This window comes from Pseudarthrobacter sp. CC12 (assembly GCF_039907755.1).
GTDB lineage: Bacteria > Actinomycetota > Actinomycetes > Actinomycetales > Micrococcaceae > Arthrobacter > Arthrobacter niigatensis.
In genome coordinates this window covers 42490-62887 of record NZ_JARDJH010000004.1, presented here as the reverse complement: position 1 = coordinate 62887, position 20398 = coordinate 42490, and the positions used below count along the sequence as shown (strand labels likewise).

The window sequence follows — 20398 nt, the reverse complement described above, 5'->3', positions numbered from 1 at the left end:
CATGGCAGCCATGGAGATCAGACCAGCAGGAATCCCCGCACCCCGGGAGCAGGGGCGCCAGCAGCACGGACCTGGGCGGGCTGGGGCAGCGCGTCCTGGGAACCAGCCGGCGGACAATCCGCAGTCCGCCGGCAAGCCGCGCCGGATTGGCCCCGCCACCCAGTCAGCGGTGGATAACGGCTCCGGCGGTGGGCCCCTGAGGGCGATGAGTCCGGGAGTGGTGGATTACCTGTTCCGCCAGCTTGTTTCCGGCCGGCCGGCGGAGGACGTGGCATGGGAACGGGAGGGCATCAGCCTGGCTGCCCAGCCCGAAGGGGCGGAACTGGCCCGGCGGCTTGCTGAAACGGACCTTGATGCGCTGACGCCCACGGAGTTGTTCCACTATGTGCGCGCGGCGCAGCGTCTCGCGGCATGGGCAGAGGGCCTGCGCCAAACCGCCGTCGGCCGCTATTGCCATGCCGGAGCGGACGCACCGCGGCCGGACCGGCGCGGTATTTGACGCTCGTCACGCCCGTGGCATTGTCCTAACCAGCCGGGGACAGGGTAACGTTTTTTCCATGGCTGACTCTTCCGCGCACATCCCTGCCCTCGGTACCCTCCTGACCGCCATGGTCACGCCCTTCACCAAGGACGGCGCAGTGGATTACGACCAGGCGGCAGCGCTGGCCAGCAAACTGATCGACGACGGCTGCGACGGCCTTGTGGTCACCGGCACCACAGGCGAAACCTCCACGCTGACAGACGAAGAGAACCTCGGCATGTTCCGCGCCGTCAAGGATGCCGTGGGCGGCCGCGCAGCCATCATTGCCGGTACCGGCACGAACGACACCGCGCACTCGGTGCACCTTTCCCAGCAGGCAGCCGCCCTCGGCGTCGACGGCCTCCTCCTGGTGACCCCTTACTACAACAAGCCCAGCCAGGCCGGCGTCCGCGCGCACTTCGAGACCATCGCCTCCGCAGTGGACGTCCCCGTCATGCTCTACGACATCCCCGGGCGTTCCTCCATACCGATTGAGCCCGACACCATGATCCGGCTGGCCCAGCACCCCAACATCGTCGCCGTCAAGGACGCCAAGGCGGACTTCACCGCAGCCACCCGCGTCATGGCCGAAACGGACCTCCTCTTCTACTCGGGCGATGACGGGCTGACCCTTCCCTGGATGGCGCTGGGCGCAGTCGGCCTGGTAGGGGTCACCACCCACGTCGCCACCCGCCGCTTCCGCGAGCTCATCGACGCCGTCAACGCCAATGACCTTGGGACTGCCCGCAAGATCAACTTCGAGCTGCAGCCCGTCGTCCGCGCCACCATGACCCGCGTCCAGGGGGCCGTGGCGGCCAAGCAGATTCTTAAATGGCAGGGAGTCCTGCCCAACTCGATTGTCCGTTTGCCCCTCGTGGAGCCGGACGAAACCGAGATCGAAACCATCCGCGGGGATTTGGCGGAAGCGGGGCTGGTCTTCTCCTGAGGCTAAGACCGGCACCCTTCCGCCTGGAAAGTAGTGCACTATGACCCAAACTGCCCTTACCGGCCTTGTAACCCCTCCGCGCCTGCCCCAGGGCACGCTCAGGATCGTTCCGCTTGGCGGACTCGGGGAGATCGGCCGGAACATGGCCGTGTTCGAAATCGACGGCAAGCTGCTGATCGTGGACTGCGGCGTCCTCTTCCCCGAGGAAACCCAGCCCGGCGTTGACCTGATCCTGCCGGATTTCTCCTACATCGAGGACCGGCTGGACGACGTCGTGGCCGTCATCCTCACCCATGGCCACGAGGACCACATCGGTGCCGTGCCGTACCTGCTGCGCCTGCGCAACGACATTCCCCTGGTCGGTTCCCAGCTGACGCTTGCCCTGATCGAGGCAAAGCTGCAGGAGCACCGCATCCGTCCCTACACGCTGACGGTCGAAGAGGGCCAGGTGGAGAAGTTCGGGCCGTTCGAATGCGAATTCGTCGCCGTGAACCACTCCATCCCGGATGCCCTCGCCGTCTTTATCCGCACCGCCGGCGGCACTGTCCTGCACACCGGTGACTTCAAGATGGACCAGCTGCCGCTGGACGGACGCATCACCGACCTGCGCCACTTCGCCAAGCTGGGCGAAGAGGGCGTTGACCTCTTCATGTCCGACTCCACCAACGCCGACGTCCCCGGCTTCACCACGGCCGAGAAGGAAATCGGGCCGACCCTGGAGCGCCTCTTCGGCCAGGCCACCAAGCGCATCATCGTGGCGTCCTTCTCCTCCCACGTGCACCGCGTGCAGCAGGTCCTCGACGCCGCCGCCAAGCACAACCGCAAGGTGGCCTTCGTGGGCCGCTCCATGGTCCGCAACATGGCCATTGCCGAAAAGCTGGGCTACCTGGACGTCCCGGCCGGGCTGATCGTCGACATCAAGAACATCGACAACCTGCCGGACAACCGGGTGGTCCTGATGTCCACCGGTTCGCAGGGCGAGCCCATGGCGGCCCTGTCCCGGATGGCAAACGGTGACCACCGGGTGGTGGTGGGGGACGGCGATACCGTCATCCTGGCCTCCAGCCTCATCCCGGGCAACGAGAACGCCGTGTTCCGGATCATCAACGGCCTCCTCAAGCTTGGCGCCGACGTCATCCACAAGGGCAACGCCAAGGTCCACGTCTCCGGCCACGCCGCGGCCGGCGAACTGCTCTACTGCTACAACATCCTCGAGCCGCTCAACGCGATGCCGGTGCACGGCGAAACCCGCCACCTGATCGCCAACGGCAAGATCGCCATCGAGTCCGGCGTTCCCGAAGCCAGCGTCATCCTCGCGGACAACGGCACCGTCATCGACCTTCGCGACCACCAGGCAGACATCGTGGGCCAGGTGGAGGTGGGCTTCGTCTACGTTGACGGCTCCAGCGTTGGGGAGATCACGGACGCCGACCTCAAGGACCGCAGGATCCTGGGCGACGAAGGCTTCATCTCGATCATCACGGTGATCCACCGCGCCACCGGCAAGGTGGTGTCCGGCCCCGAGATCCATGCCCGCGGCGTTGCCGAAGACGACTCCGTCTTCGACGACATCATCCCCAAGATCAACGCGGCACTGGAAGAAGCGGTCCAGAACAATGCGGACCACACCAGCCACCAGCTCCAGCAGGTGGTGCGCCGCGTCGTGGGCACCTGGGTCAACCGCAAGCTGCGCCGCAAGCCCATGATCATCCCGGTGGTCCTCGAGGCCTGATGGTCCACCCCGCCGGCTCCGGCCCGCCCTCCCCGCCGCAGGCAGGAGTGCGGGCCGGAGGCCTTTAACAGCGGGGAGCGGGGATGCTCCCGGCCCCGATATCCCCGGAATCACCGCATGCTTCCGGTAGCGTAACTACTATGGCCACACGTACTACTTCCGCGCCCAAAGGTACCGGCAGGGGCAGCTCCGGCAGCAAATCCGGGAGCCCCACAGGCCGCGGAACCGGCTCCACCGCCGGCAGGGCGGGGCGTGGCGGCTCATCAAGCACCGCACGCACCCGCCAGCTTCCCGCCGTCGAACACCACCAGCCGTGGCTGCTGCGCGTAGTGGGCGGCGCATGGCTTGGCGTGGGGCACCTGGTGGGCGGGGGAGTGCGCCGCATCGGCCACGACGTCAGCGACCTCCCCCCCGAGGACCGCCGCGATGGAGCCGCCCTGTTCAACCTGGCGCTCGGCGTCTTCATCGCCACGTTCGCCTGGTGGGGCCTGACAGGCTGGTTCCCCGACGCCGTCTACGCCGTGGTGAACGGCACGTTCGGGTGGATCTCCCTGCTGCTTCCGCTCATGCTCTTCGTCTGCGCCTTCCGGCTGTTCCGGCAGCCCTCCGATGGCCGGGGCAACAACAGGGTGGGCATCGGCTTCCTGATCATGACATTCGCCGGCTGCGGCCTGGCACACATCCTGGGCGGCCAGCCCACGGTGGCCGACGGCTTCGACGGGCTCCGCAGGGCGGGCGGCATGCTCGGTTTCCTGGCCGCCACGCCGTTGGCCGCCATCCATCCCGCCGTGCCGGTGGCCCTCTACGGCCTGCTCGCATTCGTATCCCTGCTGATCATCACGGCCACCCCGTTCACCGCCATTCCGCGCCGCATCCGCGGAGCGTACGAGCACCTCATGGGCATCGACCTGATGGATCCGGAACGCGCCGACATCCACGACCGCAGCTACCTCGAGCGGACGGCGCCGCCCGCACCCCGGAAGAAGAAGCGGAAGTTCTTCGGGAAGGACCAGGAAGCCGGGGCAGGCCTTGAGGGTTACGTGGGCGACGAAGCCTTCGAGCACGCTGTGATTGACGACGACGAGGGCGAACCGGCGCGGCCCGCTCCCGGAGTGCGGCGGCCCACCCAGGCGGAGATCGCCGTCGAGAAGATCAAGGCCGCCCAGGGCCTGGGCGCCGGTGCGCAGGCGGCCCCGCCGGAAAACGCCACCGAGGCCATCCCCCTGGTTATCCCCGGTGCCGCGGCTCCCGGCAAGCCTGCCGCCGCGCCCACGGTGCCCTCGAACCCGGTGGCGCCCGCGCCGCCGCCCGTTCCCATCCCGCAGCGGACCGAGCAGCTCTCGCTGGCCGGCGACGTGACCTACACCCTGCCGGCCTCGGACTTCCTGACCCCCGGGTCCATCCCGAAGGAGCGCACGGAAGCCAACGACGCCGTCGTCGCCGCCCTCACGGACACCCTGACCCAGTTCAACGTTGATGCCACGGTCACCGGGTTCAGCCGCGGCCCCACCGTCACCCGGTACGAAATCGAGCTCTCGCCCGGCACCAAGGTGGAGCGCGTCACCGCCCTGTCCAAGAACATCTCGTACGCCGTTGCCTCCAGCGACGTCCGGATCCTCAGCCCCATCCCCGGTAAGTCCGCCATCGGCATCGAGATCCCCAACACCGACCGTGAAACGGTCTCCCTGGGCGATGTCCTCCGCAGCCAGAACGCGCGCCGCACGGACCACCCCATGGTGATGGGCGTGGGCAAGGACGTGGAGGGCGGCTATGTGGTGGCCAACCTGGCCAAGATGCCCCACCTCCTGGTGGCTGGTGCCACCGGTGCCGGTAAGTCGTCCTTCGTGAACTCGATGATCACCTCGATCCTGATGCGGGCCACCCCGGATGAGGTTCGCATGGTCATGGTGGACCCCAAACGCGTGGAACTGACCGCGTACGAGGGCGTGCCGCACCTCATCACGCCGATCATCACCAACCCCAAGAAGGCCGCCGAGGCGCTGCAGTGGGTGGTGCGGGAAATGGACGCCCGCTACGACGACCTGGCCAACTACGGCTTCAAGCACATCGACGATTTCAACAAGGCCGTCCGTGCCGGGAAGGTCCACCCGCCGGTGGACTCCAAGCGCGTCATCCGGCCCTACCCATACCTGCTGGTGATCGTGGACGAACTCGCCGACCTCATGATGGTCGCGCCGCGCGACGTTGAAGACTCGATCGTCCGCATCACCCAGCTGGCCCGCGCCGCAGGCATCCACCTGGTCCTGGCCACCCAGCGCCCGTCCGTGGACGTGGTCACCGGCCTCATCAAGGCCAACGTGCCTTCGCGCATGGCCTTCGCCACGTCCTCCGTCACCGACTCCCGCGTGGTCCTCGACCAGCCCGGCGCCGAGAAGCTGATCGGCCAGGGCGACGCCCTCTTCCTGCCCATGGGCGCGTCCAAGGCGATGCGTGTCCAGGGCGCCTGGGTCACCGAATCCGAGATCCATAAAGTGGTGGAGCACGTCAAGGGGCAGCTGCAGGCTGTCTACCGGGACGACGTCGCCCCCGAAGCGGAAAAGAAGCAGATCGACGACGACATCGGGGACGACCTCGAAGTGCTGCTGCAGGCCACGGAGCTTGTGGTCACCACCCAGTTCGGCTCCACCTCCATGCTGCAGCGCAAGCTCCGGGTCGGCTTCGCCAAGGCCGGCCGGCTCATGGACCTCCTTGAGTCCAGGGGAGTGGTGGGACCTTCCGAGGGTTCCAAGGCCCGGGACGTCCTGGTCAAGCCGGACGACCTCGCCGCGGTCCTCGCCGCGATGAAAGGCCAGGAGCCGCCGGCCGTGGCCGATTCACAGACGGCAGCGCTCAGTGACAACGCCAACGCCAACATCGCCCAGGGCGGCTACGCCGAAGACCTGGTGGCCGCTGACCTGGACCAGCGGAAGCAGAACGTCGAATATTACGACGGATCGGATTCCGCCCCGGGCGACGACGACGGCTCCGAGGACGCCTGGTCCCTCACCGGACGCTAGCCCGGTAGCCTAGGAACGTGACTAGCACCGATGCAACCGCCGCCGGCCAAGGCCGTGCCGGGGTCTGGAACCTCCCCAATGTCCTGACCATGATCCGCATCGCGCTGGTCCCGTTCTTCGTATGGTTTCTCGTGGCCGACGCCCCCGGGCTGCACAGCACCTCCGGACCGTGGCGCTGGGCAGCGGTGGCCGCGTTCGCCGTCGCCATCTACACGGACAAGCTCGACGGCGACATCGCCAGGAGCCGGAACCTGGTCACTGACTTCGGCAAGATTGCCGACCCCATTGCCGACAAGCTGCTCATCGGCTCCGCGCTGGTGATGCTGTCCTTGCTGGGCGAGCTCCCCTGGTGGGCAACCGTGGTGATCCTGGTCCGTGAATGGGGCATTACGGCCCTGAGGTTCTTCGTGATCCGCTACGGAGTCATCCCCGCCTCCCGCGGCGGCAAGCTCAAAACCGTTGTCCAGACCGCGGCAATCTTCCTGTACCTGCTGCCGCTCGGGGCATTCGCGCCCTGGATGTCCTGGGTGGCATTCGCCGTCATGATGGCAGCGGTGGCGATCACGCTGTGGACCGGCGTCGAGTACGTGGTTGAAGCCCTGCGCCTGCGCGCCAGGGGCAAGCGGCAGGCGGGAACCGAGGGACGGGAACAGGCATGAGTAACCTTCACCGGCTGGCGGCACAGGCCGTCCGGCAGGCACTTGACTCCGGACGGACCGTTGCCACTGCGGAGTCGTTGACGGCCGGCATGGTGTCCGCTGTCCTGGCTGACACCCCGGGCGCCTCCGGCATGCTGCAGGGCGGGGTGGTGGCATACCAAAACTCGGTGAAGGAGGCGGTGCTGCACGTGCCCGCCGACCTGCTGGCCCGTGCCGGCTCCGTCGATCCCGACGTCGCCCGGGCCATGGCCGCCGGGGCGCGCACTGTCCTGGGCGCCGACGTCGGGCTTTCCACCACCGGCGTCGCCGGTCCCGAGGCCCACGACGGCAAACCCGTGGGCCGGGTCTACATCGGCATCGCTACAGCGGCAGGCACCGCCGGTTTCGAGTACTCCTTCACCGGAAACCGGCCGGACATCCGCGCCGCCGCCTGCGCCGCCGCCCTCGAAAGACTCCTCGAAGCCCTCGCCGGCTAAGCCGCGCAGGCCGCCAAGTTACCGCGCGTAAAGTTGCCGGGAACAAAAGCCATTACCGATTAGTTATTACATTGTGTCGCTTCCGAAGAGCGGAGGCGCCTAGGATGAAATGACCAAGACAGGTTCGCCGGCGGCGGACCTGACCAATGAGGGAGCAAGGCGATACAGATGGTAAAGCAGCCCGTATCCGTAAACGGCGTTGTCCGCTGGAAGGATGTGGGCCTCGCCGAACAGGCTAAGAGCGTACAGAAGGAGCGCAAGATGGTAGTACTTCGTCACGAAATCGGTGATGTCCTGCGCGATGTCCGCCAGCGTCAGGGGCGCACGCTCCGTGAAGTTTCGCACAGCGCCCGCGTCTCCCTGGGATACCTCAGCGAAGTGGAGCGCGGCCAAAAGGAAGCATCGTCAGAGCTCCTGTCCTCGATCTGCTCGGCACTGGATGTTCCGCTGTCAAGCATGCTCCGCGAGGTCAGCGACCGCGTGGCAGTAGCCGAAGGCGTCGCCGTTCCGGACACCGTTCCGCAGGAATTCTCCCAGCGTTACGGCCGTGACCTGGAACGCGACCTCAACACTGAACTGAACGACGAACTCTCCACGGGACTCCTCTCCGGAGCCCGGTAAGGAGCCCCACCGCAGGGTGGGCGCCGGACAACAGGAAGCCCCCGGCCATGCCGGGGGCTTCCTGCTGTCATGAGTCCTGCTGCGCCCGCTCCGGCGAGCCCGGCCCGTCGGCGGCTTCCCTGGGGAATCCGTCACGCTCATAAGTGGAGTTCAACCTGGCCATACAGCGGGCCAATTCCTCAAGGTCCTCCACCGGCCACTCGCGCAGCCGCTCCTGGAAGACCTGTCGCCTGGCGTCCTGGACCTGGTGCATCTTCTCTTCGCCCTTGGGCGTCAGCCGGATCGACTGCGCCCGGCGGTCCAGGGGGTCCGCCTCCTTGGACACCAGGCCCAGGCTTTCCAGGAACGCGATCTGCCGGCTGACCGACGGCTTGCCCACACCGATGTTCATGGCCAGCTCAGTCAGCCGGATGGGGCCTTCCCGGCGGATAATCGTTAACAGCCCGTACGCCGCTGGCTCCATGTCCGGGTGGACCTCGCGCGAAAGCTGGTTGGAGATGGCCCGCGCCCGCCGCCAAAAAAGGCTGATCTGGTGTTCAACATTTTGCAGCGCGGCATCGGCGGCGTCATTGCCTGTGTCCTGCCGCGGCGGGAGGTCCGGGGAGTTGCTCATGGCAACAATTCTAGGGTCCACAATCATGAGAGGATTTACCGATGCGAATCAGCGAGTACTGGCGTCTGATGGATGACGAGTTCGGCGCGGGATACTCCCGCGTGCTGAGCAGCACCCTGGTCCTTGCCGGCGTCGGTGGGCGCACCGCTGATCAGGCCCTGGCGGCCGGGGTTGAGCCGCGCCGGGTCTGGCTTGCGGTCTGCGACGTCCAGGATGTCCCGTCGGAACGGCGGCTGGGCCGCGACATCGCCCCGCGCCGCGACTAGCGGAGGGCACGGCGCTGCCGGGGCGGGGATCCTGCCGGCGGACACGCCGCAGGAGCTCCACTCTTCGAATACCTGTTCGGATAAGGCTATGATTTTTTCATCGGGTTTATCCACATAGCCGTTGTCTTCCGGCCGGAATGTCAGTGGGTCCCCTTAGCGTCAGAGATGACCAACACAATGGCCGCGAAGGCCACCATCGAGAAAGCATTAGAGGTGTCAACCATGGCGGCAGCCCCGGATCGTGCAAAAGCGCTGGAAGCAGCACTTGCCCAGATTGACAAGCAGTTCGGCAAGGGCTCGGTCATGCGCCTGGGCGATGAAGTCCGCGCTCCGATCGAAGTCATCCCCACCGGCTCCATCGCCCTGGATGTCGCCCTTGGCATTGGCGGGCTCCCGCGCGGCCGCGTCATCGAAATTTACGGTCCTGAATCCTCAGGTAAGACCACCGTGGCCCTGCACGCGGTGGCGAGTGCCCAGCGCGCGGGCGGGATCGCAGCCTTCATCGACGCCGAGCACGCCCTGGACCCCGACTACGCCGCCAAGCTGGGCGTGGACACCGATGCCCTCCTGGTTTCGCAGCCGGATACCGGCGAGCAGGCCCTGGAAATCATGGACATGCTGGTCGGCTCCGGTTCGCTGGATGTCATCGTCATCGACTCCGTGGCCGCCCTTGTGCCGCGGGCAGAAATCGAAGGCGACATGGGCGACAGCCACGTCGGCCTCCAGGCCCGCCTCATGAGCCAGGCCCTGCGTAAGATCACCGGACGCCTGAGCCAGACCAAGACCACCGCCATCTTCATCAACCAGCTCCGGGAAAAGATCGGCGTCTTCTTCGGTTCCCCCGAAACCACCACCGGCGGTAAGGCCCTGAAGTTCTACGCGTCGGTCCGCATCGACGTCCGGCGGATCCAGACCCTCAAGGAAGGCGCCGACTCGGTCGGCAACCGGACCAAGGCCAAGATCGTCAAGAACAAGATGGCTCCGCCCTTCAAGGTGGCCGAGTTCGACATCATCTATGGCCAGGGCATCTCCCGCGAAGGCGGCATCATCGACATGGGCGTGGAGCACGGCATCATCAAGAAGTCGGGTTCCTGGTTCACCTACGACGGCGACCAGCTGGGCCAGGGCATGGAAAACTCGCGCCGTTTCCTCCGTGACAACCCGGAGCTGGCCGCCGAGCTGGAGCGCCTGATCAAGGAGAAGCTCGGTGTCGGCGTCAAGCCTGCCGAGGATGAGTCCAAGGACGCGCCAAAGCTGAAAGCCGTCGACGGGTTCTAGCCCTTGACCGGCCCACGAACACGGCGGACCCGTTCCGGCAGCCCCTCAACCGGGGCGCCGGACGGGTTTGCCGCCCCTGAGGACCCGCAGGCCGCGGACGCCGAACCGGATCCGTTCTCGGTTGCCCAGGCCATCGTGTACCGGCAGCTCACAGCGGCGCCCAAGAGCCGGCTCCAGCTTGCCCGGAAATTGGCGGAGCGGAACATCCCGGAACCCGTCGCCGAGGCCGTGCTGGACAAGTTCCAGGAAGTCCGGCTGATCAACGACGCCGAATTTGCCGACATGTGGGTCAGGAGCCGGGCCCAGTCCAGGAAGCTGGCCAAGGGTGCGCTCCGGCGGGAGCTCGCTGAGAAGGGCATCGACGAGGAAACGGCTGCTTCGGCCCTGGAGCAGCTGACCGACGCCGACGAGGAAGCCGCAGCCCGTGCCCTGGTGGAACGCAAGCTCCGTCCTGGGACGGACCTGGCCGGCCCCGGCGAGCGGGACAAAGCCGTACGGCGGTTGGCGTCAATGCTCGCACGCAAGGGCTACCAACCCTCCCAGGCGTTCCGGATCGTCAACGAGGTCCTCGATTCCCGGCAGGACCCCGACAACGACCGCCTCCAGAGCCGGTACCCTTAACGGGTGAGTTTGACCATTCCTTCCCCCCAATCCGACGCAACCCCTTCCGTCGAAGCAGGGGCGGTGCCGCAGTCCGGAGCGATGCCCCGCACCTACCAGGTGCGCACCTTCGGCTGCCAGATGAACGTTCATGACTCCGAACGGATGTCCGGCATGCTTGAGGCCGCCGGTTACGTGCCCGCAGAGGGCGGGCATGCCGACGTCGTGGTGTTCAACACGTGCGCAGTCAGGGAAAACGCGGACAACAAGCTCTACGGCAACTTGGGCATCCTGGCCCCGGTGAAAGCGGCCAACCCCGGCATGCAGATTGCCGTGGGCGGTTGCCTGGCACAAAAGGACCGCGAAACCATCCTCAAAAAGGCGCCCTGGGTGGATGCCGTCTTCGGTACCCACAACGTGGGTGCCCTGCCGGCCCTCCTGGACCGGGCACGCCACAACAACGAAGCGCAGCTGGAGATCCTGGAGTCCCTGGATGTCTTCCCTTCCACGCTGCCCACCAAACGCGACTCCGTCTACTCGGGCTGGGTGTCCATCTCCGTAGGCTGCAACAACACCTGCACTTTCTGCATCGTGCCGGCCCTGCGCGGCAAGGAAAAAGACCGCCGGCCCGGAGAGATCCTCGCGGAAATCCAGGCACTCGTGGACGACGGCGCCATCGAAGTTACCCTGCTCGGCCAGAACGTCAACTCCTACGGGGTGGAATTCGGGGACCGGCAGGCATTCTCCAAGCTCCTGCGTGCCTGCGGCGGGATTGAGGGGCTGGAACGCGTCCGCTTCACCAGCCCGCACCCGGCCGCGTTCACCGATGACGTCATTGACGCCATGGCAGAGACTCCCAACGTCATGCCGCAGCTGCACATGCCGCTGCAGTCCGGGTCGGACAGCATCCTCCGGGCCATGAAGCGTTCCTACCGGTCCACCAAGTTCCTGGGAATCCTGGACAAGGTCCGTGAAAGGATCCCCCACGCCGCCATTTCCACCGACATCATCGTCGGCTTCCCCGGCGAAACGGAAGAGGACTTCCAGGCAACCCTGGACGTGGTGGAGCAGTCCCGCTTCGCCACCGCCTTCACCTTCCAGTATTCAAAGCGTCCCGGCACGCCGGCGGCCGACCTGCCCGACCAGCTCCCCAAGGCCGTGGTCCAGGAACGCTTCGAACGCCTCACCGCCCTGCAGGACCGCATCGCCGCGGAAGAAAACCGGAAGCAGCTTGGCCGCCGGCTCGAAGTCATGGTCACGGCCCAGTCCGGGCGGAAGTCGGAGGAGACCCACCGGCTCTCCGGCCGGTCGCAGGACCAGCGGCTGGTCCACTTTTCGGTCCCTGAGGGCGCACCCGCCCCCAGGCCCGGGGACCTCGTCACCGTCACCATTACCGAAGCGGCGGCCTTCCACCTGGTGTCCGATCCCACGCTTGAGGACTACAGCCTGCGCCGGTCCCGGGCAGGGGACGCATGGGACAGGTCCCAGGCCGACTCCTGCGGGGCACCATCCCCGGCTTCACCCGGGGAACGCAAGGGCGTCTCCCTCGGCATGCCCGCACTGCCGCTGCGCACCCGCTGACAGGTGGCTGCCCCGCCCGTCATCGCCGTCGTCGGTCCCACCGGCTCAGGCAAATCTGACCTCGCCGTCAACCTTGCCCTTGCCCTGGACGGCGAGGTCATCAACGCCGACGCCATGCAGTTCTACCGCGGCATGGACATCGGCACCGCCAAAATCACCATGGCCGAGCGCAGGGGAGTGCCGCACCACCTCCTGGACACCCTGGACGTCACCGAGGAAGCCAGCGTTTCCGACTTCCAGTCCCAGGCACGCAAGACCATCGACGACATCCATCGGCGCGGCAAGCGCGCCATCCTGGCCGGTGGCTCCGGGCTGTACGTCCGGGCGGCGCTGGACGTCCTGGAATTCCCGGGGACCGACCCCGCACTGCGGGCCCGCCTTGAGGCGGAGCATTCCGAACTCGGTACCGAAGCACTCCTTGCAAGGCTCCGGACCGTCGATCCCGCCTCCGCCGCCCGCGTCTCCGATGCCCGGCGCATCATCCGGGCCCTCGAGGTGCACGAACTCACCGGGCGGCCCTTCAGCTCCTTCATGCCCCGGCGGGAGTACCACCAGCCCGCCATCCAGCTGGGCCTCAGCGTGGACCGCGAGGTCCTGCGGGAGCGCCTGGCAGAACGGGTGCACCGGATGGTGGACGCCGGCCTGCTGGACGAAATCCGGATGCTCGACGCCAGCGGCCTGCGCCGCGGCAAAACCGCGTCCCGGGCGCTTGGCTATTCACAGTTCCTGCGCGTGGTCGATGGCACGTCCACCGTTGCAGACGCCGCCGAGGAAACCATCGTGGCCACCCGGCAGTTCGCCCGGCGCCAGCTGACCTGGTTCCGCGCCGACCCCCGCATCACCTGGCTGGACTGGCAGGAACCGGGACTCGTTGGCAAGGCAGCGGAGTTGTGCCGGTAGCTGCAGTTTCAGCGCCGGCGGCATGCGCCGCTACGCTTGGGACCATGAATGCAACCCCCGCCGAAACCACCGGACCCGTCCTGCACACGCTGAGCGGGCTCCGCTTTTCCAAGGGGCACGGCACCGGCAACGATTTCGTCCTGGTGGCCGACCCCGAGGGCGTCCGTGCCATCGGCGCGGACCAGGCCGCGGCGCTGTGCGACCGGCACCGCGGGATCGGGGCCGACGGCCTGATCAGGGCGGTCCCGTCCCGCTTACTGCCCGAGGGCCGGGAAATGCTCACGGAAGCCCCGGACGCGGAATGGTTCATGGATTACCGCAATGCCGACGGCTCCCTGTCCGAGATGTGCGGCAACGGGGTCAGGGTCTTCGTCCATTTCCTGCGGACCGAGGGCCTGATCGACCTGCCCGACGGCGGATCCCTCACCATCGGCACCCGCGGCGGGGTCAAGACCGTGGTCCGCACCGGAGACGGCTATGCGGTGGACATGGGACCCTGGGAGTTCATCTTCCCCGGGGAGGCAAGCGCCAAGGCCATGGATTCCCTGGTCACCGCCGACGGGCTTGAAGTTGCCCGGCCGGCCCTCTCCGTGAGCATGGGCAACCCGCACACGGTGGTGGCCCTCGCCGAACTCTCGGAGCTCACGGGCACCCGGCTCTTCACCGCTCCCAAGGTCGATCCCGTTCCTGCAAACGGGACCAACGTGGAATTCGTGGTCCCGGCAGAACCGTTGGTCCATGACGGTGTGGGCTCTGTGACCATGCGGGTGCACGAGCGCGGCGTAGGGGAGACCCAGTCCTGCGGGACCGGTGCCTGCGCTGCCGCCGTCGCCATCCGGCACTGGGCCGGGGCGGAGGCGCCGGACGCCTGGCGGGTCCACGTTCCCGGCGGAGTGGTGGACGTGAAGTTCTTTGCCGGCCCCGGCGGCCACGAGCACGTGGAGCTCAGCGGACCTGCCGTCATTGTGGCGAGTGGGACGCTTTCGTGACCTTCAGGATCCGGAAAGACTTTGACGTGGACTCGCGGGTCACGGTGAAGGAGCCGTCCAGTTCGGCCGCCAGCCAGCGCTGAAGCGAGTCGGAGCCCAGGTTCTTCTGCACCACCAGCCACGCGGTCCCGCCATCTGCCAGGCGCGGCAGCCACAGTTTGAGCAGGGCGTGCAGTTCGTCCTTGCCGATCCTGATGGGCGGGTTGGACCAGATGGTGTCGAAGCGGACCTCCGGATCCACGGCCGCGGGTGTGCTGGCGACCACGTTGGCCAGTCCCAGGGCGGCTGCGTTTTCATTGGTCAGGGTGATGCAGCGTTCGTTGACGTCCACGGCATAGACCTTGGAACCGGGGGCCAGCAGCGCCATGGTGAGCGCCACGGGTCCCCAGCCGCACCCGATGTCCAGGAGGTTGCCTTGGGGATGCGGCGCCGGAACGCCGTCCAGGAGCACTGCGGTGCCTTTGTCGATACCGTCGGGGCTGAAGATCCCCGGGGAGGTCTGGAGCTGCCGCGTCCCACCGGCCAATTCCACTGTCAGGGGCTTCCTGGTGAAGGGGCCGGCAGGGGACGTGCTGAAATAGTGTGCGGACTCCATAACTGGCCAGAGTAGTTCCCCCTGCAGCGTAATGGGAAACCGGCCTGAGGGCCCTCTGCTACGCTGGAGGGCATGTTCCTGATCTTCGAGTAGCTGGTACGGGCCGCGCCCGTCCCGCAGGCTGTCCTCCAGCGGCAGTCCGTCCCGCAGCGACGCAGGTTTCCATACCTTCCGCTTTTGCGCACCGGCTAGACCATTCCGTTTGGCCCGGCCGCCGGACACAACTCGAAAGTCAGCCCACTGCTGCACTTCCCGCCTTGGTCCGGCCTTTCCAGCCCTGCCGCCGATCTGACGCGGCATTCGAGCCCCGGCATCGCAGCCGGCGGCGCAACAACCAGGAGAAACGCATGACCGCAGGCCGTCAGCCCAGCGCGAATACATTCCAACTTCGAGCCAATCAGCACTATTCTGGAACTGCCGAATCTTCAAAGGAGACCATGACCAGCCAGCCCAATACCGGTTCCGATCCAGCCGCCCAGGACATGAGTCCGCAGGAGATCCAGGCTGTCATCGACCGGATCCTCGCCAAGGACGTTCCCGCCAAAAATGCCGGCACGTCCGGCGGTGAAGGCGGCAGCGGTAAAGCCGTCCTTGGCAAGGCCCAAGCCATTTCCCGGCTCGACGAAGAACATTCAACGTACGACGGCGACCAGCAGGACCTCGAGGAACGCCGCGCCCTGCGCCGCAGGGCGGGTCTGTCCACCGAGCTTGAGGACGTCACCGAAGTTGAATACCGGCAGCTGCGCCTGGAACGCGTGGTCCTGGCCGGGCTTTGGTCAGAGGGAACGCTGGCCGACGCCGAAAACTCATTGCGGGAGCTGGCCGCCCTGGCCGAGACTGCGGGCTCGGAAGTCCTCGACGGTCTGGTGCAGCGCCGCGACAAGCCGGACCCCGGGACGTTCCTGGGTTCCGGCAAGGCGCAGGAACTCAAGGACATCGTCATGGCCACCGGCGCGGACACCGTAGTGGTGGACGCCGAACTGGCTCCTTCCCAGCGCCGAGGCCTTGAAGACATCGTCAAGGTCAAGGTCATCGACCGAACAGCCCTGATCCTGGACATCTTCGCCCAGCACGCCAAGAGCCGCGAAGGCAAGGCGCAGGTGGAGCTGGCGCAGCTGGAATACCTGCTTCCCCGCCTGCGCGGCTGGGGTGAGTCGATGTCCCGCCAGGCCGGCGGCCAGGTGGGCGGCGCCGCCGCCGGCATGGGCTCCCGTGGTCCAGGCGAGACCAAGATCGAACTCGACCGGCGCCGGATCCGTACCCGGATGGCCAAGCTGCGGCGCGAAATCGCCGCCATGAAGCCGGCACGGGAGACCAAACGGGCCAACCGGCGTCGTAATGAAGTGCCCTCCGTGGCAATCGCCGGCTACACCAACGCCGGCAAGTCCTCGCTGCTCAACCGGCTCACCGACGCAGGGGTCCTCGTGGAGAATGCCCTCTTCGCCACCCTTGATCCCACCGTCCGCAAGGCCGAAACCGCTGACGGCCTGGGGTACACGCTGGCGGACACCGTCGGGTTCGTCCGTTCACTGCCCACCCAGCTGGTGGAAGCCTTCCGCTCCACCCTCGAGGAGGTGGCGGACTCGGACCTGATCCTGCACGTGGTGGACGTGTCGCACCCCGACCCGGAAGGGCAGATCGCCGCGGTCCGGAAGGTCTTCAGCGAAGTCGACGCCCGCAAGGTGCCTGAAATCATCGTCCTGAACAAGGCCGATGCGGCGGACCCCTTTGTGGTGGAGCGGCTGAAGCAGCGCGAGCCACGGCACGTGGTGGTCTCGGCCAGGACCGGGGAAGGCATCCCGGAATTGCTGAAGGCCATCAGCGAGTCCATTCCCCGGCCATCGGTCAAGATGGAGCTGCTCATCCCGTACGAGCGCGGGGACCTGATCAGCAAGCTCCATGAGTCCGACGCCGAGATCCTCAGCCTGGACCACCTCGAGGCCGGTACCAGGGCTGCGGTGATGGTCCGGGAGGGCCTCGCGTCCGAACTGGAACAATTCGTCGTCAATGACTGACCTCGCAGCCGGCGAAGCTGCGCAGACGGCGGGCGAGCAGTTCGTTATCGAACTGCTCGACCTCGCCGTCGCCGGCATGGGCGGACAAAGCCGCACCGGACAACACGAAATGGCCCGCCAGGTGGCCAGGGCCATCGAAACCGGCAACCACCTGTTGGTCCAGGCAGGTACCGGCACCGGCAAATCGCTGGCCTACCTGATACCGCTGATCGCCCACGCCCTGGAAAGCAACAAGCCTGCGCTGGTCTCCACGGCGACCCTGGCGCTCCAGACCCAGATTGTCGGCAGGGACCTGCCCCGCCTCCTGAAGAACATCACGCCGGCGCTGGACCGGCCGGTCAAGGTTGCACTGGTCAAGGGCAGGTCCAACTATGTGTGCCGCCACAAGCTTGAAGGCGGGTTCCCTTCCGAGGAACCGTCGGAAGGGCAGCTGTTTTCCCTGGGGGAGGACACCAGCGTTCCGCATTTCGCCGCCTCCGTGGGCGGACCATCGTCACAGCTGGGCAAGGAAGTGGTGCGGCTCCGGGAATGGGCGGAGAAGACGGCCACCGGCGACCGCGACGAGCTGCTGCCTGGAGTGACCGACCGTGCATGGCGGCAGGTTTCCGTCACCTCGATGGAATGCCTCGGCGCCCAAAAATGCCCGATGGCCGCTGAATGCTTCAGCGAGCTCGCCCGGCAGGATGCCGCCGAGGCTGACGTGGTGGTGACCAACCACGCCATGCTGGCCGTCAGCGCGTTCGAAGGACTGGCAGTCCTGCCCGAATACGACGTCGTGGTGGTGGACGAAGCGCACGAGCTGCAGGACCGGGTGACGGGAGCCGTCTCCGGGCAGCTGTCCGTGGCCATGGTCCACGCGGCCGCTTCCGGCGCACGGAAACACACCGCCATCACCGTTGACGCCCTGAACGCCGCAGCTGCCAACCTGGAAATGGCCCTCGCGGGCGCGCCCAACGGACTTCTCCCCAACGGACTGAACGATGAACAGCTTGACTGCGTGGACCAGCTGCGTGAAGCGTGCAGGGCTGCGTTGTCCGATTCCAAGGGGGACAGCAATACCACGGCCGACGGCGGGCGGCAGCTGGCGCGTTCCCGGCTGATGCTCATCCTGGAACTGTGCGAGCGGCTGATCGCTGCCCGGGAAAACCGGGAAGTGGTGTGGTTCTCCCGCGCCAGCACCTTCGATCCCGGCCAAGGCTATTCGCAGCCCGATGACAGCGCGCCGGTCCTGATCAACATTGCGCCGCTGTCCGTCGCCGGCCGGCTGCGGGAGGGGCTCTTCGCCGGCCACACCGTGGTGCTGACCTCTGCCACCCTGGCGATCGGTTCCGCCTTTGAACCGGCCGCAGGAGGCCTGGGCCTGATCGGTGACGGAGCGCCCAGCTGGACGGGCGTGGATGTTGGCTCGCCCTTCGACTACCCCAAACAGGGCATCCTTTACGTTGCCGGTCACCTGCCCAAGCCCGGCCGAGGTGTTTCACCGGAAGCACTGGCCGAACTCGAAGCGCTCATCAAGGCCTCCAACGGGGGAGCGCTTTGCCTGTTCTCCTCGCGGCGGGCGGCCGAGGAAGCCGCCGATGCCCTCCGCCCGAAGCTCGACATGACTGTCCTCTGCCAGGGGGAGTCGACCATGACCGCCCTGGTCAAACAATTCGCGGACGAACCGGACACCTGCCTCTTCGGAACCATGTCCCTGTGGCAGGGTGTGGATGTTCCCGGTGGATCCTGCCGGCTGGTGGTGATTGACCGCATCCCGTTCCCGCGGCCGGACGACCCCCTCATGACGGCGCGTTCGCGTGCCGTGGCGCAGGCCGGGGGGAACGGTTTCATGTCTGTTTCGGCAACCCACGCTGCCATCCGGCTTGCCCAGGGGGCCGGCCGCCTGATCAGGTCAACCGGGGACAAAGGAGTGGTGGCAGTCCTGGACTCGCGGCTGGCCACCGAGCGCTATGCGGGATTCCTGCGCGGCGCCCTCCCGCCGTTCTGGGCCACCACTGACCGCGCCAAAGCGCTGGCAGCCCTCACCAGGCTGGGCGCCGACGCGTCCTGAGAACGGCCGGATAGCGCCTGCACGGATGCCGGGCAGGCGTGCGCAGGCTAGAGCGAACGCAGGACTGAGACGACCTTGCCCATGATGGTGGCATGGTCGCCCAGGATCGGTTCGTACTGGGTGTTCTGCGGCAGCAGCCAGGTGTGGCCGTCGCGCTGGCGGAAGGTCTTGACCGTCGCCTCGTCATCCAGCAGTGCAGCGACGATGTCCCCGTTGGCAGCGTCAGCCTGGCGCCGCACCACCACCCAGTCACCGTCGCAAATGGCGGCATCCACCATCGAATCGCCGGCCACCTTCAGCATGAAAAGTTCGCCCTGGCCAACCAGTTGGCGGGGCAGCGGCATGACATCTTCGACGAGCTGTTCGGCAAGGATGGGGCCGCCGGCGGCAATCCGGCCCACCAGCGGAACCATGGCCGTATCCAGAGCAGTAGGCAGCTCCGTGACGGTGGCGCTGTCCCCTGCGGCTTGGGGCGCACGGGACGTGCCCGCGCTCTTTCCCCCGCCGTCCAGCGTCAGCGGCATCAACACTTCCATGGCACGGGGCCGCTTGGGGTCGCGCCGAAGGTAGCCCAGCTTTTCCAGCTGCGAGAGCTGATGGGTCACGCTTGACAGGCTTGCAAGGCCGACCGTGTCGCCGATTTCCCGCATGGACGGCGGATACCCGTTCTCGTTAACGGAGCGCTGGATGGTCTCGAGGATCTTCTTCTGCCGGGGAGTCAGCCCCTTGGTGGTCCTCTTGGATTGCGGGGCGGTCCTGCCCCCGGCGGCTGCTGCTGCCATATTCGCCACTGCCTTTCGCTTGCCGCCGGAACTTCCGCCGGGCGCTGTTTCCGCCGTGCCGGTGGAAGGACTCCCACTGTCATTGTCAGACCCTGCTGGTCAACTTCAGGAGTGGTTGTTCTTGGTTCCAAAACTAGGCCAGCCATAGTGCTTTTTCAAACATTTGTTCTAGCGAGTCTCGACAATGTTCGTTGATAGGTGCTAAAACTTAACCAGCAAAGTTCGAATATGTGTTCTAACCAGCAGATGCCTCCTTCGAATACCCGGCCGGAAGATGTGCCCGGCGGCGGTTTTGAACGGCAAGGGCGTTGCGGGCGGACACCCGGGCAGCACGGCAAGTCCAGGAGGGCTTAGTTCATGTCAGCTTTAACTCTTCACCAGGTTTCACCATCGCCTGCACCGCTGCGGCTCACCCGCCGGGGGAGGATCGTCCTGATTGGGGTCCCGCTTGTAGTCCTCGCTGTTCTCCTGCTGTCACTCGCCGGGTTCTTCCATTCCCCGGCCAAGGCCTCGGATTCGGTTGCGGACCTCGCGGTGACACCCACCGTTACCGTGACGGTGCAGCCCGGACAGTCGTTGTGGGCCATTGCCGGTACCGTCGCGCCGGGCCGGGACGCCCGCGACGTCGTGGCGGACATTGTCCAGCTCAACAACCTTGACGCCGGCACCGTCCTTCCAGGCCGGCAGCTGTTCGTTCCCACCCACTGAGGGGGAAGCCGCGGGAACCGTCACATTTTCCGGTAGTTGCCGCGGCAACT

The 20398-nt window shown here is 66.7% G+C and carries 19 protein-coding genes; 16 read left to right on the top strand and 3 right to left on the bottom strand.

The features are described 5' to 3' along the window. Positions 1–10: 10 nt before the first annotated feature. The 7 genes from PV772_RS04705 to PV772_RS04675 all read left to right on the top strand — a co-directional run bounded on the left by PV772_RS04705 (position 11) and on the right by PV772_RS04675 (position 7971). Positions 11–499, top strand: a complete 489-nt coding sequence (locus PV772_RS04705) for a hypothetical protein (RefSeq protein WP_246839728.1) — start codon at positions 11–13, stop codon at positions 497–499. A 58-nt stretch (positions 500–557) separates the two neighbouring features. Then, a complete protein-coding gene (gene dapA / locus PV772_RS04700) occupies positions 558–1466 on the top strand; it encodes a 4-hydroxy-tetrahydrodipicolinate synthase (protein ID WP_347885495.1) in 909 nt (302 codons plus the stop codon). 40 nt (positions 1467–1506) lie between these two features. Beyond that, on the top strand, positions 1507–3198 hold the full coding sequence (locus tag PV772_RS04695; protein WP_141160966.1) for a ribonuclease J: 1692 nt from the start codon (positions 1507–1509) through the stop codon (positions 3196–3198). Between the two features lie 140 nt (positions 3199–3338). Next, positions 3339–6215: a DNA translocase FtsK gene (locus PV772_RS04690; protein ID WP_347885494.1), complete on the top strand. Its 2877-nt coding sequence runs from the start codon at positions 3339–3341 to the stop codon at positions 6213–6215. Between the two features lie 17 nt (positions 6216–6232). Beyond that, a complete protein-coding gene (pgsA, locus tag PV772_RS04685) occupies positions 6233–6874 on the top strand; it encodes a CDP-diacylglycerol--glycerol-3-phosphate 3-phosphatidyltransferase (RefSeq protein ID WP_141160964.1) in 642 nt (213 codons plus the stop codon). Continuing rightward, positions 6871–7350 (top strand): CinA family protein, encoded by a 480-nt coding sequence (locus PV772_RS04680; protein WP_141160963.1) that lies wholly within the window; start codon positions 6871–6873, stop codon positions 7348–7350. The genes pgsA and PV772_RS04680 overlap by 4 nt, the downstream gene beginning before the upstream one ends. A 168-nt stretch (positions 7351–7518) precedes the next feature. Next, positions 7519–7971: a helix-turn-helix transcriptional regulator gene (locus PV772_RS04675; protein ID WP_347885493.1), complete on the top strand. Its 453-nt coding sequence runs from the start codon at positions 7519–7521 to the stop codon at positions 7969–7971. A gap of 67 nt (positions 7972–8038) precedes the next feature. On the opposite strand, the gene PV772_RS04670 is transcribed toward PV772_RS04675, so the two are convergent. Further along, positions 8039–8584, bottom strand: a complete 546-nt coding sequence (locus tag PV772_RS04670; protein ID WP_307360057.1) for a MarR family transcriptional regulator — start codon at positions 8582–8584, stop codon at positions 8039–8041. Between the two features lie 41 nt (positions 8585–8625). Here PV772_RS04670 and PV772_RS04665 point away from each other — a divergent pair, with 41 nt between their 5' ends. The 6 genes from PV772_RS04665 to dapF all read left to right on the top strand — a co-directional run bounded on the left by PV772_RS04665 (position 8626) and on the right by dapF (position 14198). After that, the gene (locus PV772_RS04665) at positions 8626–8850 is read left to right on the top strand and encodes a DUF3046 domain-containing protein (RefSeq protein WP_141160961.1); all 225 of its coding nucleotides are present in this window, start codon (positions 8626–8628) and stop codon (positions 8848–8850) included. Between the two features lie 222 nt (positions 8851–9072). Continuing rightward, positions 9073–10128, top strand: a complete 1056-nt coding sequence (recA, locus tag PV772_RS04660) for a recombinase RecA (protein WP_141161628.1) — start codon at positions 9073–9075, stop codon at positions 10126–10128. Between the two features lie 132 nt (positions 10129–10260). Continuing rightward, entirely contained in the window at positions 10261–10749 is a 489-nt protein-coding gene (locus PV772_RS04655; RefSeq protein ID WP_347885574.1) for a regulatory protein RecX, read from the top strand. Between the two features lie 3 nt (positions 10750–10752). Further along, the gene (gene miaB / locus PV772_RS04650) at positions 10753–12309 is read left to right on the top strand and encodes a tRNA (N6-isopentenyl adenosine(37)-C2)-methylthiotransferase MiaB (protein WP_307360060.1); all 1557 of its coding nucleotides are present in this window, start codon (positions 10753–10755) and stop codon (positions 12307–12309) included. Positions 12310–12312: 3 nt separating this feature from the next. Then, positions 12313–13209 (top strand): tRNA (adenosine(37)-N6)-dimethylallyltransferase MiaA, encoded by an 897-nt coding sequence (gene miaA, locus PV772_RS04645; RefSeq protein ID WP_347885492.1) that lies wholly within the window; start codon positions 12313–12315, stop codon positions 13207–13209. A gap of 44 nt (positions 13210–13253) precedes the next feature. Further along, positions 13254–14198 (top strand): diaminopimelate epimerase, encoded by a 945-nt coding sequence (gene dapF / locus PV772_RS04640; RefSeq protein WP_347885491.1) that lies wholly within the window; start codon positions 13254–13256, stop codon positions 14196–14198. On the opposite strand, the gene PV772_RS04635 is transcribed toward dapF, so the two are convergent. Continuing rightward, positions 14170–14793, bottom strand: a complete 624-nt coding sequence (locus tag PV772_RS04635) for a methyltransferase (protein WP_347885490.1) — start codon at positions 14791–14793, stop codon at positions 14170–14172. The two genes, dapF and PV772_RS04635, sit on opposite strands and share 29 nt — an antisense overlap. 437 nt (positions 14794–15230) lie before the next feature. Here PV772_RS04635 and hflX point away from each other — a divergent pair, with 437 nt between their 5' ends. Together hflX and PV772_RS04625 are read left to right on the top strand one after the other, a co-directional pair. Further along, positions 15231–16808 carry a GTPase HflX gene (hflX, locus tag PV772_RS04630; protein ID WP_141181183.1) on the top strand — a complete coding sequence of 526 codons (1578 nt, stop codon included), beginning with the start codon at positions 15231–15233 and terminating at the stop codon, positions 16806–16808. Further along, on the top strand, positions 16801–18858 hold the full coding sequence (locus tag PV772_RS04625) for an ATP-dependent DNA helicase (RefSeq protein ID WP_347885489.1): 2058 nt from the start codon (positions 16801–16803) through the stop codon (positions 18856–18858). The genes hflX and PV772_RS04625 overlap by 8 nt, the downstream gene beginning before the upstream one ends. A 47-nt stretch (positions 18859–18905) precedes the next feature. On the opposite strand, the gene lexA is transcribed toward PV772_RS04625, so the two are convergent. Then, positions 18906–19640 carry a transcriptional repressor LexA gene (gene lexA, locus PV772_RS04620; protein ID WP_141160955.1) on the bottom strand — a complete coding sequence of 245 codons (735 nt, stop codon included), beginning with the start codon at positions 19638–19640 and terminating at the stop codon, positions 18906–18908. Between the two features lie 357 nt (positions 19641–19997). Here lexA and PV772_RS04615 point away from each other — a divergent pair, with 357 nt between their 5' ends. Beyond that, positions 19998–20348 (top strand): LysM peptidoglycan-binding domain-containing protein, encoded by a 351-nt coding sequence (locus PV772_RS04615; protein WP_347885488.1) that lies wholly within the window; start codon positions 19998–20000, stop codon positions 20346–20348. Positions 20349–20398 lie beyond the last annotated feature (50 nt).